At 56.8% G+C, this 18,757-nt stretch carries 11 protein-coding genes and 1 pseudogene; 1 reads left to right on the top strand and 11 read right to left on the bottom strand.

Features of this window, described 5'->3' with window-relative positions; translation table 11 throughout:
• Positions 1-7 precede the first annotated feature (7 nt).
• The 5 genes from AC3WQZ_RS28495 to AC3WQZ_RS28475 all read right to left on the bottom strand — a co-directional run bounded on the left by AC3WQZ_RS28495 (position 8) and on the right by AC3WQZ_RS28475 (position 10,511).
• Positions 8-1,888, bottom strand: coding sequence for an ATP-dependent nuclease (locus tag AC3WQZ_RS28495; protein WP_492301699.1), 1,881 nt, complete (start codon positions 1,886-1,888; stop codon positions 8-10).
• A gap of 60 nt (positions 1,889-1,948) precedes the next feature.
• Complete coding sequence (locus AC3WQZ_RS28490; protein WP_492301698.1) at positions 1,949-4,711, bottom strand: pPIWI_RE module domain-containing protein; 2,763 nt, start codon at positions 4,709-4,711, stop codon at positions 1,949-1,951.
• Positions 4,711-8,163: an ATP-binding protein gene (locus tag AC3WQZ_RS28485; protein WP_492301697.1), complete on the bottom strand. Its 3,453-nt coding sequence runs from the start codon at positions 8,161-8,163 to the stop codon at positions 4,711-4,713. The genes AC3WQZ_RS28490 and AC3WQZ_RS28485 overlap by 1 nt, the downstream gene beginning before the upstream one ends.
• The gene (locus tag AC3WQZ_RS28480) at positions 8,160-9,647 is read right to left on the bottom strand and encodes a restriction endonuclease-related protein (RefSeq protein ID WP_492301695.1); all 1,488 of its coding nucleotides are present in this window, start codon (positions 9,645-9,647) and stop codon (positions 8,160-8,162) included. Before AC3WQZ_RS28480 ends, AC3WQZ_RS28485 begins: the two co-directional genes overlap by 4 nt.
• 366 nt (positions 9,648-10,013) lie before the next feature.
• Complete coding sequence (locus tag AC3WQZ_RS28475) at positions 10,014-10,511, bottom strand: 3'-5' exonuclease family protein (protein WP_492301693.1); 498 nt, start codon at positions 10,509-10,511, stop codon at positions 10,014-10,016.
• 332 nt (positions 10,512-10,843) lie between these two features.
• Between AC3WQZ_RS28475 and AC3WQZ_RS28470 the strand changes: the two genes are divergently transcribed.
• Positions 10,844-11,838, top strand: a protein-coding gene (locus AC3WQZ_RS28470; protein WP_492301691.1) for an IS630 family transposase whose coding sequence is annotated in 2 segments (ribosomal slippage) — positions 10,844-11,309 and positions 11,309-11,838 — 996 coding nt in all. Because the reading frame shifts where the segments join, the coding sequence is not laid out codon by codon here.
• 9 nt (positions 11,839-11,847) lie between these two features.
• On the opposite strand, the gene AC3WQZ_RS28465 is transcribed toward AC3WQZ_RS28470, so the two are convergent.
• The 6 genes and pseudogenes from AC3WQZ_RS28465 to AC3WQZ_RS28440 all read right to left on the bottom strand — a co-directional run.
• Entirely contained in the window at positions 11,848-12,105 is a 258-nt protein-coding gene (locus AC3WQZ_RS28465; protein ID WP_492301690.1) for a hypothetical protein, read from the bottom strand.
• Between the two features lie 85 nt (positions 12,106-12,190).
• Positions 12,191-12,703 (bottom strand): HAD domain-containing protein, encoded by a 513-nt coding sequence (locus tag AC3WQZ_RS28460; protein ID WP_492301688.1) that lies wholly within the window; start codon positions 12,701-12,703, stop codon positions 12,191-12,193.
• A 134-nt stretch (positions 12,704-12,837) separates the two neighbouring features.
• Entirely contained in the window at positions 12,838-13,725 is an 888-nt protein-coding gene (locus AC3WQZ_RS28455; protein WP_492301713.1) for a hypothetical protein, read from the bottom strand.
• A gap of 576 nt (positions 13,726-14,301) precedes the next feature.
• A pseudogene (locus AC3WQZ_RS28450) lies at positions 14,302-14,658 on the bottom strand (TniQ family protein); the annotation flags it as partial.
• Between the two features lie 1,549 nt (positions 14,659-16,207).
• Complete coding sequence (locus tag AC3WQZ_RS28445) at positions 16,208-17,203, bottom strand: TniB family NTP-binding protein (protein ID WP_492301686.1); 996 nt, start codon at positions 17,201-17,203, stop codon at positions 16,208-16,210.
• Positions 17,204-17,213: 10 nt separating this feature from the next.
• Positions 17,214-18,757: Mu transposase C-terminal domain-containing protein (locus AC3WQZ_RS28440; protein WP_492301685.1), on the bottom strand; the 1,544-nt coding region annotated here is incomplete at its 5' end.

The following is an 18,757-nucleotide window of genomic DNA, read 5'->3' as shown; positions in this document are numbered from 1 at the left end:
AGCTCCGTTACTCGACGCCGACTTTGGTCGGATCGAGCTTTTCAAGATTGAATTGATGGCCAATAACGTCGAGTAGCTTCGCGACCAGCTTCGGTACACGACGCTCGGGCACTGCCGAAGCAATGACAGCGTTTGCCAGTGGTGTGGCATACCGCGTCTTCTTCTCGCTCACGATATCCAGTGCTGCACTCCGGCGTCCTTCAGCGCCGTTGTAGTCCCGTGTCGTCGCTACGCCTCCCACAGTCTTGCCGGGCTTTCCGTTCAGGCTGGTAATGTACTTGTCAAGGCCATCGGCACCGGCAACCGCACCGATCGCGACCTCGAATGCATCCATATATCCGTCCTCGAGCAGATGAGCTTCGAGGTCATCCTTGTCCGGAATGACGACAATGTTGTCGCACTTGGCAATGTCGTCAATACCGACCCGCTTCGCGTCACCCTTCAGCTTGGAGACGGGCTTATCCTCACCGTCGGAGAAGATGTACCATGGGATGCCAAAGCTCTGTGCGAGCCAGATAAACGGGAAGTAGTCGGTGCCACCTACCCCTACAAAGCTAAAGCCAAGCTCATGTGCAGTGGCACCCCAGTAGGCTTGCGCCCAAAGCGGAAACGCTTGTTCTTCGGTGTCCCCTTCAAACAAAATCAGAGCGCGCGCGAACAACAGGTCCCCGCGCGATGCTACGACGGTGCGCTCCAACTTGCGAATGTCATCGTCCTTCAATTCGCTCAGATTGAGGCGCTTCGCCTTCGTTATCCCGCTGTGCTTGGTGAACAGGCGCAGCTCACTGAGCCTTGCCTGGCCGGCGAAGTAGGGGGAATGCGTGCTGACAATGCGCTGACCAGGTACGGACTTGATCTGGGCGAACAGTGCGCGCTGCGCTTGCGGGTGAAGGTGGGATTCTGGCTCTTCCAGTGCCAGAAGTGAGTGCGTCTCGTCTCCTTCCTTCAAAGCCAGCGCGTAACGCCAGGACATGAAGGCACGAAACACGAGCAGCGAGGCCAAGCTCCGAGTACCCATGCCGTGGCGCGTCAACGGAAAGGCCTGGGAGCCGGTGGTAGCAAACGTGACGTCGACACCCTTCGAAAGATCTCGTAGGCGACGCGCGACAGGTGTGATCTCCACCCCCGCGCTGTCAGCGCTGACCACCGCTGACATGTCGGAGAGATTCGTTTTCAAGTGCTGCAATACCGCGCTCTTGGAGACGATACCGTCGTTTAGCTCGGAAAGCGCTTCCTCGAATGCCGCGATATCGGATTCCTCCAAACCGAGATTGTCAGTGAGCCGTCGCCAAAATGATCCTTGGCGGCGCAAATCGTCTTCCAAGTCGCGCTTCGCATCGATGTAATGCAGCGCGATGTGCTCGAGTTGCTCGGCGCTCACGCCCTCAGTTGACACGGCAGAGGACAACCAATCGTCAGCAGACTTCCATTCCGTTAGGAACCTACGCTCTAGAGCATAGTCGCCCTTCGTCGTACTCCAAGACAGCGTGGTCCGAAAAGCCATGAAGTCGTGGAAGTCCAAATCTTGCGAAATGCCCGTTCCCCAAAGGGATGTCCAGTAGCTGCCAGCGGGAAACGTTGGAAGTGGGCTTCCGTCCGTGTCGAACGGGCGAACCAGCACGTCGACAGTGACCGACCGATCCAGCGGCGCTGCGGCTTCAGCTGCGCCTACGTGAACATCATCCCGGCCAAGGCTCTTTCGCCCCGCGCCTATGGCGGCGTACATCGCCTCCAGAAAGCTGGTCTTTCCAGCGTTGTTCGCCCCGACCAGGACGGTCAAATCGTCTAGTTCGACGACAACATTAGTTAGTGACCGAAAGTTAGAGACGCGCACTTCTGTCACGCGCACGCCATTGACGATGGGGGCCGAGCTCACGGGGGCCATCATGCTTCTCCTCTTCTTGGCTTATTCCTTCTGTACGAACGAGAAAGACTGTCGTCGACGTACCTAGGCCCGCATATATTCAGCGAACTTCTCGATGATGCGTAGCGGCGACGGAGTCGTGACCCACCGCTCATTGCGAGCCGTCAGCATACCTGCTCGTAGGTGCTGGGCGAATGACGCGAGTTGAATATCATCGTCGAGAGGCTGCTTCTGCAGGACTACCACCTCCACCGCACGGGAGTTCAAGTGCTGTTTGTCAGGTTGGGCCGGAAAGGGGGTGAAAGGGGCGGAATTTTCTGGTGTCCTATTTGAGTTGGGTAGCATCATGTCTCGGTAGCAACTGGCTCCCCGCTTATGGTGTGTAGAGGGCTTGGCCAGCGACCAGAAGGTAGGGGCCGACGTGCCGCCGACCTGGAATAGCCGCTGTGTTGAAGTCCAAGTGCGCAGCGGCAAAACGTCGTCAGATGTTTCTCCGAATCGCTTTTCCTGACCAATCGCCGGCGCTTGCTCCCGGACTCTCAGCAAGCGCAATGTTGGCCAACGCTCCGACGTAAGCACACCTGGTGCAATCTGACGCTTGTCGTCGCGCACGCCTGAGTCGGTCAACCACGATGCTAGGCGGGCGGCACGTGTCGAGTCGATAAAGATGACCGCATTGGCGTCCAAGGCTGCCATTTCGTCAAAAGTACTTGCGAGGAACTGAGCCAGCAACCCGCGCTGCTCGACGTGCGAACGCGGCAGTTCGATCCTACCTGACGCGAGGTACTTGGCTCCTTCATCAAATCGCATCCAAGGCGTTACGACACCTTCTGCGCTCTGATGCGCAAAGCGCACCCAGGCTTGGCCGCTAGCGCATTCCAATCGCGTGGCAACAAAGACTGACTGGGTGCGATCCCATTCGGTGCGGACGACAAGGGAACTCACTGCGCCGACCCAGCGTGGCGCGTCCGACGAATGTCCAAAGCAGGCCTCGCAGGCTTGCTTCAAGCCCCATACAGACCCTGCGTGACCAAAGACTAAGTCAAGCACCGCTGCTTGCAGACGCGGCAGGAACTTATCAAGTCTGCCTGGCTCGCTAGGCAGGAGGTATTGCACAGTGCAGCCTATGCTAGCAAGCGCCTTGCGCGCTGCTAACTTGTTGACATTGTCGTCTGGCCTCCTGCGGCCATCGCCGACATCGTAGAACATGGGCGCCTGAATAAGTATCATTGCCCGTTCCTGTATGCCGACAGCTTCTGCGAACTTAAGCCACTCGCGCATGCGAGCTTCGAAGCGCTGCTTTCGCGTGCTTTTTTCCTCCGGTAGGAGGCTCCTCGGTCCATGTGTGTTCGCTGGCAGACGCGCACTGATCACCTTCATGCGATCCCCAAGTATCGAACTGATCGTGGTCTTAATCCATTCCACGTCGTCGGTGGCGTGGCTGATTAGGCAGATCGTCTGCCTCGTCGCATCGGACGCATAGGCTGTGTCTCTCACCAGGGTCTGAATGGCGGCGACGACGCGGCTATGTTCGGGATCGGGGACGGGGGTGCCGGATTTGAACCAGCGGCTGGATGGCGAGGTCGTAGCGCTCTCGACAGCATCTTCGACGGAGGCATCGTCATCGTCCAACGAATGGCGCTCAAGCAATCGCGCCAAGGCAACTTCGGCTTTCAAGACGCTCAACGGTGGTGCCTTTACCGGCGCAGGCTTGCTGACCTTGAAGTCAGTGAAAGGGCGCAGACCAAGCAGCTGAAGTACCTTGGCAGCCTCGGCGAAGGCGTCGGCCTGATCAACCAAGGGGACACCGGCTTGCAAATCCGAACGATTGGCCTCGGCTACCTCCGCCTTGACCATGACAACCACACTGGCTCTGTCGTCGTTAGGGTAGCTAAGCACCCTGTCGTCTTGATAGTCGTGTGCGAGATTGAATGCGTACTCGTATTGCGGATAGCCAAGATCAGTCGTCCATTTGTCATTGCGTCTCATGACACTGAAACGGAAGGCATGATGCGGCCGGGCGACGTGGGGGAAGACAAATCCCCCGATCGTGGAACTTGCCGGATACCTGCTATTCAAGCTATCGGCCCAGCGTCGTCGCTTGAATTTCAGGTAAACCAGGGGCTTACTCGCACCGGGGAGCGTCTGCAAAGAAATTTCACACACCAAGCTGAAGTAGCCGCCTGCCGCGCTGTGGGGTCGTGTCATGATCTCGGCGCTGTTGCGTTCTGGGCTGCCAACTACGCGCACTACGGGACCGAGTCCGGGGAATATCTCCTTACCGGCCAGATAGGAGGCGAGAACGCCGGCCGTAACGTCGAACGGTGTAAGAGATCCCGGCTTGAGCGAGGCTCCCCAAGGGAACACCTGGACACGAGAAGGACTCAAACGAACAACCTTATCTTCTTGGCTCAGCTTGCGTAGTGCGGCGATTCCAACGGTGTAGGCGCCACGCCCTTCGCTGAAATGGGCGAGGGCTCCTTCCGACCAATGGGCAAAGGCGTCGCGTACCTTCTGCAAATGCTCGCGGGCATTGCCGCTTGTCAATAGCCCCCAAGGCTCGGGATCATTCGATGACTCGTAGAGCGAACGTAGTCCGATGTCGTCCTTCATCGAAGCCCAATCATCAATATTAAGCTGGAGTTGGGCGCGCAGGCTTGCGTACGGCAAGTGAATGAATGCCTCTTCGTCCTTCTCCCTGGCACGACTCGTTGCCTCGTCGCGAATTTGCTTGAGTATCCGCAGCGTGGCGGAAGTCCAACTGGTGGAAATGACATTCTGAACCAGCGGCGCAGCGTTCTCTTCAAACTCCAGCGCGAATGCCGCGTCACGAGCGATTGGCTTCATTAGGATTCCTCCGATTGGATAGGCGCATCTGCCGTCCAGAGTGGGTTATCCGCCCACTGCTCCTCTGCAGTCTCGTCCTGGGCCGACGATGCCGCTTTTAGGCCCACAATGCGCGACAACGGTTCGAGGAAAGCGCCATACAACGCACGGTAGAGGGCCGCTTCCCTGGGATCGTCGGATGAAACGCCGCGCTCAAGAATAAATCGAAGTTGCACGAGCATGCTGCTAGTCTCCGTGTCCTGCTCACCTCTGCTTGTGCGCTCAGCCCAGGCACGGTCAACGAAGAAGCATTGCACGGGGCAGCCGTTTCGCATGGCGCGTCCGATGGTCTGCAATAGGGTGACAGCGATGTTCGCAGTGAAGGGCTCGAACAATTTTCCGAGGGACCGTGCGTACAGCGGACGCCGCAGTAGCCGACCAATCTTTTGGTAGGCTTGTCGGCGAGCCCCAAGCAAGCGCTGCCCCAATTCGTCGAGCGACGTCGAGTCATCGTGGCGAAGATCGAAGTCCAGGGTGGCTCTTGCCGCCATGCTTACCGGCAGGCTCATGTCGTTAGGCGCTGGATGAGGGCGAGTCAGAAAGTACAAGGTTCCTATGACAGCGTCTCGCCTGCGTGGCCCCGATGTAAACACGACATTCGTTCCACGCCCCAAAGCCCCCGGTGGGAAGATCAGGACTTGCCAGCGATCATCGTCACCCAGACTTTCCACTCGAGATGACGTCACGTAACCCGCGGTGGACCCAAGGAGCGGCAGATCGTCGACTACGGCGACGACCTGGTCCCGCCAGGCGGGAAGGCGTTGATCGATGAACTGCTTTAGGCGTCGCGCCTGGTCGTAACTGTTCACAATCAAAGCCGCCTTGCGCGCTACGCCATCGCGGAGGTCGAACTGAGAGCAGTCGCGCGCAAGTTGGGAGCGGATAGGGCCGCCATCAAGCAGAGCGAATGCCATCTTCTCGAGATTGGCCATGCGGATTGCGTCGGATCGCTCACCACTGAAGCGCAGAAAACTCGTTTCTGTACCCTCGCCGTCGGAAATCGGTCTGAACTCGTAGTGCGAGCTCGGAGCGTTATCGCGCTCCGGCTTTAGACGCTGCAGCACATAGTGAGGCGGCACTGCAATATGATGCGCCGGGCTTGGTGGCATGAAGCTCGTTGCGCTGGCGAGCAATACGGCAGGACCGCCGGGCGCGCCGTCCTCGCGCTTCGCCCAGTCGTGAAGCCGGTACATGAGTAGACGAGGGGTCCCCGCGAAGACCACATACTGCAACTGCACATCAATCGCGTTGCTGAAGGTGTTGTGTTCCGACGGTGTGGAGAAGAAGCGCACGCCACTCAGGCTGCCGAGAATATTATCTGGCGACGCCATGATTAACGCCTTGGAGGCCAATTCGTCGACATGCACTGGCTCCAGCAGGCCCTGATCAATCATGTCGTTTAGTCGCGGCGACAGCCGACGGTAGCTCAGGATGGTGAACGTGACTGGCAACAAGAGTCCGACCAGTTGTTGCGCCTCAGCATCGCTCGAAGTTCGACGTACATCGCGCAGCAGTTCGGCGATTCGCTTGCTCAGACTACCAAGCTCCTGAAGACTCGACTCGGCGAGCCAGTCGGACATCAAGCGCCCCAGTTCGCTGTGCAGGCAGGATGCCGCCTCTGCCGTGATGCCAAAAGCGCCGGCTGTACGAGCAATCATATCCGCGGGCGGCGCCAAACTACCTGCTCGGGCTCCCCGCAGTTGGAACGCGCGGATTGCGGCCCCCTCCCACAGCTCGCAAAGCGCGTCCTTCGCTTGCGCTTGCGGGTCGGCTTCCAGAGTTTCCGCAAGGAGGCTAACACGCTTTGGCGATAGCCAGTCGCCAATAATTCGCAACGGCGACATCAATAAGCCATCGAATGCCTTACGCAAATCGTCGGTGAGACGCAGGACCGCGTGGGTCAGCGCCACGTTAAGCTTCTCGAATTCAGCAATCTCGATAGCCAACTGCGCGTACTCGATGCCGTGTAGCACGGCATTCTGGCCAGCTGCGATAGGCTGCAGCGTGCTGCGCTGCACCTGCCTATGGAATGATCGATCGTGGCCAGAAAGGCTGAGCTCGGCAATACCTCCTCGATCCAAGTCCTGTTGGGCGCGATCGGCCTCGTCGAAGACGACGACATCGAAGGAGCGCGCGATCAGCTCAAAGTATCGCTCGTCAAGTGCGGTCGTCTGACGCGGCACACGCGTATCCGCTGAGAGGATGTGTCCGAGCCAGACGTTTGCCTGCGGCAACTCGCGTGCGGCGCGAGAAAAACCGCACAATGACCAAATAGGGCACAGGCGCTTCTCTAGGTCCTCGGGTCGACCCTCGGTGCCATCGGATTCGCCGCCGCGCCGCTGTAGCACAGCGGCGCAGAAACTGTCGGCAATGCCAAAGGCCGCGCTTGGGGCCGAGGTCAGCGAAGGTAGTGCGCACACTCCTTCGAACAACTGCGCGCTTTCGGATGACTCGCCAAATCCTTTCAGCGGATCATCCGTGGCGAGGGACTCGGCCAGTTTGTGCGCATGCCGCAGCCGAGTTTCGCGCGACTGGCCGACCAACAGCCCCGCTTGCACGCCGTACCTGCGCAAGTCTTCCAGATACTGGCGACATACCTCAATGGAAGGAAAAAAAACCGCCGCTTTAATGCCACGAGAACCGAGATAGCGCAGAAGGCACATCAGAAGTGTTGTCTTTCCGGCTCCCGGTAGTCCGATCAAATGCCTCAGGCCATCAAGTTCAAGGTGATGTTCAATATTGAATTGGCCGTCATCATCGACGCTGTGAAGAGCTACCGCCTGCAATCGTTGCTGCCAGTTCCCGCGGCGCGGGATCTGCATGCGCTCGTCAATGGCGTCCATTTCGCTGGCTTCGTCAAGAAGGTCCGTCCACGCGATTGAGAGGCGCCGTTCAGGAAGTCGTCCGGTGTCGTGTGTGTTGGGCTTCGGCAAGCTCGAAGGTATCGACTTGATCGAATATCGACGTGACTCGCCTGCAAACTGAACATGAATCGAAACTGGCTTGTCCGTTTGGGCGATCGTCTGCCCATGCGTAGCTGGCGCATGGGGTTCTTTCAGAGCAGACAACGCGTCGCGAAGTTCAGGAGCGACGATGTCGAACAGCGGCCTAATGGTCAGGGTGCGCTCATCGATGCGAAACAGGCGCCGGTGCCCTGATGCGAGGGCCACGTCGTTGTAGCGCACAGCAGCTGCTTTGAGAGCCGCGACAGTTGACAGTCCGCCGCAGGCTCGACGCAAATTGTCTAACTCCACTTCGCGCGCACGCAGTAATGGAGTACGGGCGACGCTACGGAAGCCCATCAGTAAAGCAGGTGCATGATGCAGGGAGCTCACGCCAAGCTCATGAAAGAAGAAACCAGCCAGAAGATCTAGCCTATGCAGTCCGAGTGATTGGAGTCGGCTAACGATCATGTGCTGGCTCTTAGCTTTCGACGTAGAGCACTCACCGACGTGAATTCGATATCTTGTCGGTTACACTCCTGACGCAGGATTTCTAGATAGTTGGGAAATCGCGAAAGCGCCTGATCGTTGATGGCAACGTACTTCTTGATGAATAGGTCCAGTCCCCCAAGGCTGCGATTGAGTGTCTCAGCCAGCAGGAATGGGTTGGCATGACTCTTCACATCGATGCCAACTGTATCGTTGTCTAGGCTGATGTCACATTTGTCGCGGATAGGATAGAGGGTGGCACTTAATCCTGGTGGATCCGCGACGGCGGTGTCATAGAGGGCGATTTCGTCCTGACCAGGGCCACACCAATAGACCAGGATGTGCGGTTTGGCCACCAAACTTTCCTGAATAGAAGCCTGTCGGGCCGATCTGTGGAGCACGGGCGAATCAAAAGCCTTGCACTGGCGGACCGAACAACTCACGTGGCCTTCGACGACCGAGGCAAGCATCGGCGTCCTGCAGCTCGCACATTGCATTAGTGCCCCCCTAACCAGATGATGAGGCTGCACCGGCTCATAGCACGAGGCCAAAAACGGTGCTGCTAACTGCATGTTCCGTGCTTCCAGGAATCTGCGTTGCTCTGCAGCGGTTGTGACTGGGTGTCGGGTAATGAATTCACGCAGTAACGAATACGCTTCGCTACCGCGGGAGGCGAATTGATCGCAGGTGGAATTCAGTTGGGCAAATGCCTGCTGCTCCAGAAGGTCGAGCTCTGAGGAGATCTGCCGCGCGAGATCGATGCATTCGATCGTAGGCAACCGGCTCTGTGCGTCGAGCAGCCGAATTGCGTGAAAGCGGAAGTTGGGCGAATCGAATACTGGCAGCCCCCAGTCACGCTCGCGTAGCGTCTGGCGGCATTTCGCCACGAGTGTATGCGCACCATCAGCTTGCACCTGCAAGCCGAACATCACGTGCAGGCTGGCCAGCCGCGACATTGCCCCTCGCAACCAAGGGGACAGGGCGGCATCGTGAATAAGAGGTTGCCCGGCACGCGCACGGCGAAATTGGTCGACTAGACCGGCGGCCAACAAGGGGATAGCTTCATGCGCTAGTGCCAGAGCCTGAGCTTCATCGACGGTCGCGAGAGTCAAACTGTTGGGATTCGGGCTCGAGTCTGTAACGCGTTGCTCCAGCAGCGCAATGATCTCCGCCGGTGCCAGGGATTGAGTGCGTTTCGCAAGAGCCTTGCGAGTTTGCCCGAACTGCACCAGCACACAGGCAACAACCAGCTGCACGAGATGACGCCATTGATACCGCTTGCGTACGGCTGGAGAGATCAGACCGACAGTCCGATAATCGACCACCACGGACCGCGTTGGGGTACGCAGCGCTTGGCCCTGCCACGTCTTCTGATCCCGTAGCAGACTCGCGCCGGTCGCGGCGAGTTCATCGAGAGACCCTTCCCACGCGGAGAGCCTGTAAAGGGCCCGGATCAGAGTGGACATCAGAACATCTCATTCAGAATCATCCGAATGCCATTCTAATATCACAACACAGTGTCGAATCAGCCCCAATCGGGGGGCATCAAGCGCGCTGAAGTGCTCTACGAATAACTTTTAGATCAGTGTTATGTCCTGAGGCGGTGTCGTTCCCAGAGGAGGCATATGCAAACAAGAGCAGCACCAATGCATCAAGCCAGGAGCAACCCACAGCGAAAAGAACCGCAAGCGGCACTTATGTGACCGAAGCAACTCGACCTGCTCGGTCCAACGGCAAGCGCCTCGTCGACCTACTGCGCGCACCTCTTGGGTAAGGGCGGTAGCCGAAGCCTTACCTTGTAGGCAGTGCTTATATGACCGCCTTTCAGCGCTTCAGAAGTAGCGCGGATGCTTGACGTCGCTTGCTGCAATGGCATTGGTCAAGTCACAAGGCGTAGCCGTCCGCAAAGCGCGCGCGTCGTGCACTGCATGATGCCTTCCACCGTGTTCCTTGAAGTAGGCCTCCTGGGCGCTTCGGTCAATCAGGTGCCCTACAAGAACTCCTTTCCAACCCGGCGGGACATCCCCAAGAAGGTTGATCAACAAGTCCCAGTCGATGACGTTGTCCACACAGACGAAGCACTCTCCATGTTCGCTAATTTTCGTCCCCCAATCTAACAATGCGCTGCGCAGTCCATCGCTCGTGTAAATACTGTCCGAAAACCGCCCGAGTTGCGGTAGTACTGCTTCGCGAACAAACGAACTGCACGCCGATTCATCGAAGTCACACAACTCCCCATAAAACTCCTCACCGTTCTCAGCAACCAGAGCGATGCTAATCAACTCACAGTTGATCAAGTCGGTGAACTCTGTATCGACGAACATAAGCATGACCTTCCTCCATCTCTCGTGAGAATCGCTGCATCTATCTTGCAGGGAGACTCCTCTCTCGTCGCGTGAAATTTTCTACGTCACATTTCTCGATGGCGCCAGCACGTTTAGCGCTCTGCACCGTAATTGCATTGGCCTCAGCCCCATAATCGCGGCGATTATCGAGAGGACTGGGTCGGCCCATCGTCCCAATGAACAGTGTCTCGTGAACTCTCGTGCCACGACGACATTGTCTTCTTTATGGGAGCGATTATTGAGATTTACAAAAAACAAGACAACGGATTCATGGCTGGCGCGTTTTATCTCTAACGGGTTGATTGGAGATACGCGCCATGTCGAAGAAGCCGTTAGACGATGCAACGAAGAAGCGCTTGCGAGCTGGTCGGATGCTGTTGGCTGGCAAGCGACCAGCCGAGGTGGCATTGGCCGTGGCGGTAGCCCGACAAACGGTGTACACGTGGAAAGCTCTGCTCGATGAAGGCGGAATTGATGCGCTACGGGCTGTGCCAGGTCGAGGCCGCCCAGCCAAGCTCGAGCCGGAGCAATTGGCCGAATTGCGCGGGGCGTTGCTGCAAAGCCCGACTGCGCATGGCTTTGGTACCGAGCTATGGACACTCAAGCGCGTCGGTTCGCTCATCAAGCGGACGTATGGCGTCGAGTTCAGCCAAACGCAGATCTGGCGCATTCTTGGGGCGTTGGGTTTCAGCGCGCAAAAGCCAGATCGTCGCGCGATCGAGCGAGACGAAGACGCGGTGCGCCACTGGAAGCGCCACACCTGGCCTGCGCTTAAAAAAAAGCCCAGCGCGAAGGCCGATTGATTGTCTTTATCGACGAGACCGGCATCAGCGAGCGACCCACGCGTGTGCGCACCTGGGCGCCGAAGGGGAAAACACCCATCATCCAGTTTCACTTCAACTGGAACCATGTGTCGGCGATCGCCGGCCTCAGTCGCACCAACTATCTGTTTCGGCTGTACGAAGGCAGCGTCAAGAAAGAACAGGTGGTCGAGTTTCTTAAGGCGCTCAAAGCGCATCTGAAGCAGCCATTGCTGATCATCTGGGATGGGGCGAGGCCCCATCGCGCCGCAATGGTCCGCGAATATCTGGATTCTCTCGACGGACATATTCATATGACCTTCCTGCCACCGTACTGCCCTGAGCTCAACCCAGTTGAGTACCTGTGGGCATGGCTCAAGCGTCACGCGATTGCGAACTTCTGCCCCGACAACCTCAATGAGTTGCATACCGTCGCCCGCAACAAGCTCAAGAGCGCTCAACACCGGCCTTCGATCATCGCCGCGTGCTGGGTTCAGGCAACGTTGTGGTGATGTCATGATTTACGGAAAGATCAATAGGCCAAATGCAACACCAGCTAGCTGCTCTGGACGAATAATATCGCGCTCTACGTCCGCGATATGACCGCGCGCGACGGCAGCACTCTCGTGGCCAAAGCGCTCAGAGAATGTGCGATAGACAAAATCGTAGTGCCCGGTGAATTCGTTGCCAGTGTCATCGTTGGCGATTTCGAGTTCACCAACACGCCTTGCCCCTTCCGGCTCCCCATTCGGAATGATCTCAATGGTTATCTTCAACATGTGCGCCCCAAAGATTCGCGTCGGTAGAGAAAAGTTGCGCAGATACACCCACGCCCAATTCCGAAGTGCATCCTCTTCGATGCACCTACTTGCATGCTAAGCTGCGTAGCTTGCTTCGCAGCTCCTCCTGAACACCCGGAGAGGACAGGCCCATGTCCCCGTCTGTTTCCACGAGCCGATCGCGCATTCCTTCATCCCAACCATCCACATCGTCGTCCACAGCAAGCCAGCTCGCAGCCCTTGGGCCCGCTCGCGCAATATACCTTGCGATCTGTTCATATCGAGACATAGCGATAAACCAGGTTTCGTCCACCCGATGCGATCCTTCGCTGTGACGACGCATCCCCGAGTGCCACGTCCCACCGATCACTCGTGAGCTTAGTTCAGCAGACAGGTAATCACGTGCACGGCTAAAGCCCAGTACACGGACCCAGGACGTTGACAAGACGATGCGGAGATCGATATATGGCCGAATAATGTCCTCAAGAATTGGGGCCCACATGAAGAGCTCACCGTCCGCATGCAACTCCGGGCGCCCATTTACCAGGTAAGCCGCATCCGGGTGCAGCACGCCATCGTAGTCCAGAAACAGAATCATGACTTCACACCATCCACGTTGGCGCCTTCGTTCCGCTCATCACATCGCGAGCGTTCGCAACATAGGAAGACGTCACCTATCGCAATCGAGCACCTTGTTCGTTCTTCCATAACGATCGAACCAACCTGGTTCACCTATTTCGCAACTGAGGCACGCGCCACCACGTCACGGCGGAAGAAATATTGGCGACAATTACCTGATTGCGGTCCCGCAGCCGGGAGCAGCTGTTGCCGGAGTAAGACTCCCAGCGCCGCTCTGTGCGACATGCTCCATTGCTTCGCGATTTCAACTAGCGAGCAGTATTGGGATTTGAAGATCTGCACCGCACGCGATGTCACCAGCCTCTGTTTTCTCCCTCCAATTGTCACCGTTCTGCTCATCAAAAGGCCAGTATCCATCAGTTGGTAGACCACCTCCGACTTGAACCCGAGCTCCTTTGCCGCGGCGATAGCACTTATGCCAAGGCCTTCGCGCCGGCCGGCTTCCTGATGGATCGACTCGATATCGGCTCGTGCCACGCGAAGCGTCGCAAGGCTCCTGACAGTTGATTGCCAGCCGTAGTGACGAATTTCACCTATCTGAACGCGCCGAAGCAAATCGAGACCCATGCGATCATCGAGACGGAGATATCGAAGTGCATGCCCCACTGTAACCAGTTCAAGCTGGGGTGGCACGGTCCGTAGTGCGGGCTGCGCCGAAAACAGACGTAGCTCGGATCGCTCTATGTGCCACCTGCCGTCGGAGTAGGTTCCAGCCAGGAGACCTGCTTCAAGAAGCGCCCGAACACGACGTCGCCCCAATCCGAGAATTCTGGCGGCCGCACGCAAATCAACCTGCGCATGGAGACGTCTTTTCACAGTGGCGACATCCACTCGCTTGCAGTACGTGAACGGTCGACCATGCGGACTGCGGAGGGTTACAGCCGGTAACTCTCCAGCTGATGTCAGCGCGCGTACACGGTTGAAGCTAAGCCCGAGTGCGGCCAGCAACGCCTTTCCTGTGAGAATATCACCCGCTTCCATGGACCCTAGCCGCCGGTAGCGGCGATCCAGGCGGCCGCGCCAGACCTCCAGCACGTACGTCCGAAGTTCATTTCGAAGGAATTCGAACGCTGTGTCGGAAAGCACCCTCGAGTACAGAATCCTGTAAATCAATCCCATGGCTTGACACAGACTGGATGCCTCGGCATGTTCTTCAACGTTTCGCTGTAGGACACCCCGAAAGCGGACGGGCCAATCGTCCAAAAGGTTAGCGGCCGCTTCGACGTATGATCTCGCCCTTGCCACGTCATGTAAGCCAGGAACTGCGCCAGTTCTACTCTTAGGCCGCGCCTCGACAATTGGACCGAGCGCAAACAGTAGTGTTGTTAGCTCGTAGCTTCCCAACGTTGAAATGGAAGAACTGCGCACGTCAGACAGCCTCTCTTGCGATGTATCGCACGAAGGAAGAAGTCTAGCCGCAACCTCGCACGTCCAATCGCTCGCGGCCCCCGACGCCATGTCGCCGAAGTTGCGTCCGCACCTACATCTGCCGAATTGGCCAGAGAGCCACGTGAGCGGAGTTTGGCATTCGTCGCACCTATCTCGCAATTCCACTTGGTGCTTGGGACACGCCACAGCGAACGCTGTGCTCCAAGCAGCTTTGATGTATGCCTCATTCTTGAAGCAGTGTGGGCAGACGCGTATTCGTGTAAGGACTGTGCCACGCCGAATACAGTGATCAGTCCCCTTCCAACGATCCTCTACCCATTTTGGCCAAGGGGGCAGCAGCTGCTGCAGTATCGTTTTTCCGACTCCCAACCTTTCAGCCAGCTCGGAAAGGGGGATTCGGAAGCCTCGCAGGCTAAACAGGTCTGACGCTAAACGATGGCCATTTGAGTGTGCCACTCTTGCAAGGTACCCTAGCCCGCACTCGTCCAATTGGGGATGCGGACGAATCAGAGGAGTGCTGATCATAGGGAAGCCTCCTGCGCAACAGCGTCGCACCGCTCAAGAGTCACTAGCACATCGGAAATGGACTTTGCGTCCTGAACACAGAACGCGCCAAGTTTTCCTCTCAGTATGGCCTCTAGCGCTTCAGCAACTACCACCCGATTTCGAGCTTGCGCATCGATCCTGGCTCTGTAGATGCGACTCCGTCGTCGGCCTTTAATAGCCCGCACGGAGTTCTCTACCATATGGCATAGAGGCGTCCATTCCACCGCGTCATCTGGTGCCAGTCTTCGACACCGATCGTATATGGCCCGATGGAGCTCATCGCAGGATCTCAGGCTAACCAGTTTCAGCGGCCGTGGTCCGCTGCTACCTTGATGTGCCCTTAGCTCTATACACCGCGGCTGAACCTTCGCGATATGCATTAGATTAAACAGAGCATTGACGCTTACCCCAAGGCCATCAGCAGCTTGCTCACATGGAATGTATCCACGAGCCATTCCTGTCAATTCCTTTGCCAAATCGCATTCCAACGCAAGATGCCGGTTCGGCAGTTGAATGACAGGCAGCCCCAATGCGACTGCCGCGGCTTCAGTCCCTTGAACTGTCCAGCCTAATTCTTCGGCTATAGCTTCGCCCCGTATGAGTGCTCGACTCACATAGCTGTAAGTCCCGATACCTGGGTTTATGTATAGCTCCCCGGCACCAACAGAGCGACGCGGGGACACTCGACGTGCGTCGAAAAAGCATTCAATCTGAGTGGCTACTTCCGAACAGTGTTTCCTACTTATGAACTTAGCGAATCCCAAGCGTCCTGCGAGGAGATATCGTCGGTCCACCACCTGAAACGCTCCGCTTCCGCGCCGCTGCAGCACCCGAGACAGCAGCGTCTGGAACTGTGAAGGCCACGAAACGAGTGCTTGGCGCGCGACTAGGTGCGCGTCGGGAAATTTCATCGACTCGGTGAGAGTCTGAAGCCAAAAAACTAGTTCCGTGGCTTCCGGAACGGTTAACATTTGCATCCACGGCGCAAGAATTTGCCAGTGACTGTGGACAGCTCGCTGAAGCGCCCCGTTTTCATCATGACGAGAAAGAACCAGCTCCCACGTAGCCCATGCCGCCGGCACCGGCTGCTCCCCCGCATTCGTGGCAAGAGATGCACCACAGTCGCACTTGCACCGCATCAAGCTATCGGCATTTGTCGGCGTCCTGCAAACTTGGCAAGCACTGCGAAGTCGAATCAAGTGGATGGGACAGGCCAAAACTTGAGCGTAGTCCGTGTACCACATCTGGTAGCCCAGCTCTCTCGCACAGCGCGAACAGTACTTGTGCTCCGAGGAACAGATTCGTCCCATCTTTTGAAGAATCGAACCCGCGCCAGCAAACGACCTCTCCAACACATTGCATTCATCCTTTCGCCCTATGCCGCGCAGCCAGCATTCGTACCAGGTTCGCGATTTACCTCTTAAGCGGATGTAATGTCCATTCTCCACGTAGAGCCGATGGACATATCCTCTTACGCTCTCAGCAGTACGAGGCCTTGGTCTCACAAGGAACTGGGAAAGAGGAATTGTCATAGCACCGCCTCCTCGCTGCGGTGGGAGCTGCGAAGCCGCCGAACTGTATGGAACACGTCTGCAAACGGCTCACCTTTCTTGCTGAGCCGCCGGGCACTAAACTTTGGCGAGAAAGGGTTTAGCGCATCGACTCCATTTCTCCAGATCACACTTGTGAAAGCCTGCCCCAGGACCTCCAAGTCAATTGCCGATCGATCTGTCGAGTATGTAATAATCATGGCCCGCAACAACAAACTCACTAGGTAGCCGATTCGTCCGTCCGTTGCGCAGTAGATTCTCTCGATGGTACTTATGTCATCTATGTCAATTTTCGATCGTATGCGCATGGCACTGAGGAGCTCCGCGACGACACCGACGAAAGCGGCCGCCTGGACATCATCCTCATCAATCACCATCCTATCTAGACTCAGGGCAGCGCTGAACCTCCGTCGCAGCTGATCGTTGGCATCGAGCAAGATCTCCGCTCGAGGAAGGCCTGCCATAATGAAAGGGATCGAGACTGCTTCTTCCAGATTCTTTATCCAATCTGCGACTTTGGCGATCGTGGGATACTGCCCTCGGTCGTGGACATGCTGCAACTCATCGATGATGATCATCTGAACACCACACTTTTTAATGAGTTGGATCAGGCGGCCGGTCTTCTCGTTATGATTGCCTTTATAGGGCACCGGATCGCCTATCTTCACCAACAGCGCCTCGGCAAGAGAGGACACTGTTGCCAGCGGTGGAACTCTGATGTAGAGGACTGGCACGACTGTCCGCTCAGGCTCTTCAAAGCGAGGGTGCTCGCTACGGATCATTTTGCATAGCGTAGACTTACCACAGCCCGACTGCCCGAGCACCAGGTAATTTTGAACAATGCCAGTTTCGCGAGATAGGGTAAATGCAGTCTTGATGTCACCATAGGCATTATTGAACAGTGGGAACATAATTGTGTGTCGTTTGAACGCAGTGAGTGCATCACGCTGTGTTGTGGTTAGATGCTCGAGCATGTCTATCCCCTCAGTTCCAATTGCGCTGAACGACGGTAAAGGTCGGAATTTCCACTGCGAATTTAGATTTTTTTGACAAACTCCTCGCGTCATCGACTTGCGCCGCAGAGGTCTGGACGGAGTTGGTAACTGGCGGAGTGCCTTTGGGCCGTTCAGTGCTAATCCCCATCGCTTTAGCAGCGCGCTTTCGATCTCGTAGGCGTTTGCCCGTAAATTGGGCTCGAATCGCAGCAGCCAGATCAATCTTTGCCTGCATCAGAGCTTTGAGATCGGTCTCATCTTGGCCCTTCTTGACCACGATATCCTGAAGCAACTTGTGCTGCGTAAGCGTAAGTTCCGCGGCGTAATCCAAATCCGTCGCGTGCGCCACTACGGGATCTTGCGAGTCGGGCGACCAAACGTGAACGCTTCCGAGATTTTCCGGATCGTATGTCACGCGAACTTTGACACCCTCCCCATAGGCCCGCAGAATTGGCTGCAATGCATCGCTTGCGTAGTAGAGGTTGTGCAAACGAATACCATCATGGCGCAAGCTCCGAGTTGTCGATATTCCAAGATCGTCGACAAGCTTACTCATCGAGTCGGGAAGGTAAGGCGGATTGACTTTTGCCGATTCGGACCAACGAGCGAATGGCGTAGTCTTGATGCCCTTGTGATAAGTCTGGGCGTACACATCAAGCAGCCACTTTTCGAATACATGCTGAAATTCCGACATCGTCATGACAGCGTGTTTCAATGGGTCATAGTCGCCTCGATCGGTCCACTTCGCGAGACTGGTTCCCGGAAGCTTGTGAACAAAGTTGTAGTTCAATGTTTTCAGATACCGCTCGATGACTCCTTTGAAGCGAGGCTGGCGCGCTGGACAGAAGTGAAGTTGGATGTTCAGCAGAAAGCAGGCCACCTCCACGGAGGAACCGTGGAACTCCAACCCGTTGTCGGTGACGAGCTCATCCATCAACCCGTAGCAAGGCCACTTATGGTGGATCTTGAGTCCCGCCACGGCCTCCGCAACCGGTGTTTTCGGGAGAATTGCGTGTCGGAGAGCTCGGATGACGGCGTTCATCGATGTGCCTCCGAAGCTGAGATAGTAGCCAAGCGGCATCCGGCTGAAATGATCAATCAGCAAGGTGAGCGTCGGACGTCCGCAGGGGATATAGCTTTCGTCCTTGACCAGGAAGAAGTCTAGTGGTGTGTGATCTATCTCCACGCGCTCGAGTATGCGTGTTGTTTTCACGCCGACCCTCGTGATCTTGAACCTCCGCTTTGCAGCTCCCTCCCCCTCCTTGAAGATCGCAACGTCATACTCTTCGACACGTTCCAGAAGCCGGTACAGTGTGCGCAGCTTGGGCATTTGGAGCTGCTCACCCAGCGGACGAGAGCGATTTTCGCGGTCGAGAAGCATCTGCAACTGCGTTTGTGCATCTTGTACGGTCCACCCCTTCGAAACCGTGGAGACGTCAACTAACGCCTGCATGAATGGGGTTACCCCGTTTTCTCGGACAGATCTGCATTGGATTTTATGTCTATGGGTTTTCTCCTTGTGATGGGGCGGTG

The sequence above is a fragment of the Cupriavidus sp. FW305-26 genome (genome assembly GCF_058787975.1).
Note: the sequence above shows the minus strand (reverse complement) of the source record. Positions and strands in the feature narration are given on the sequence as shown.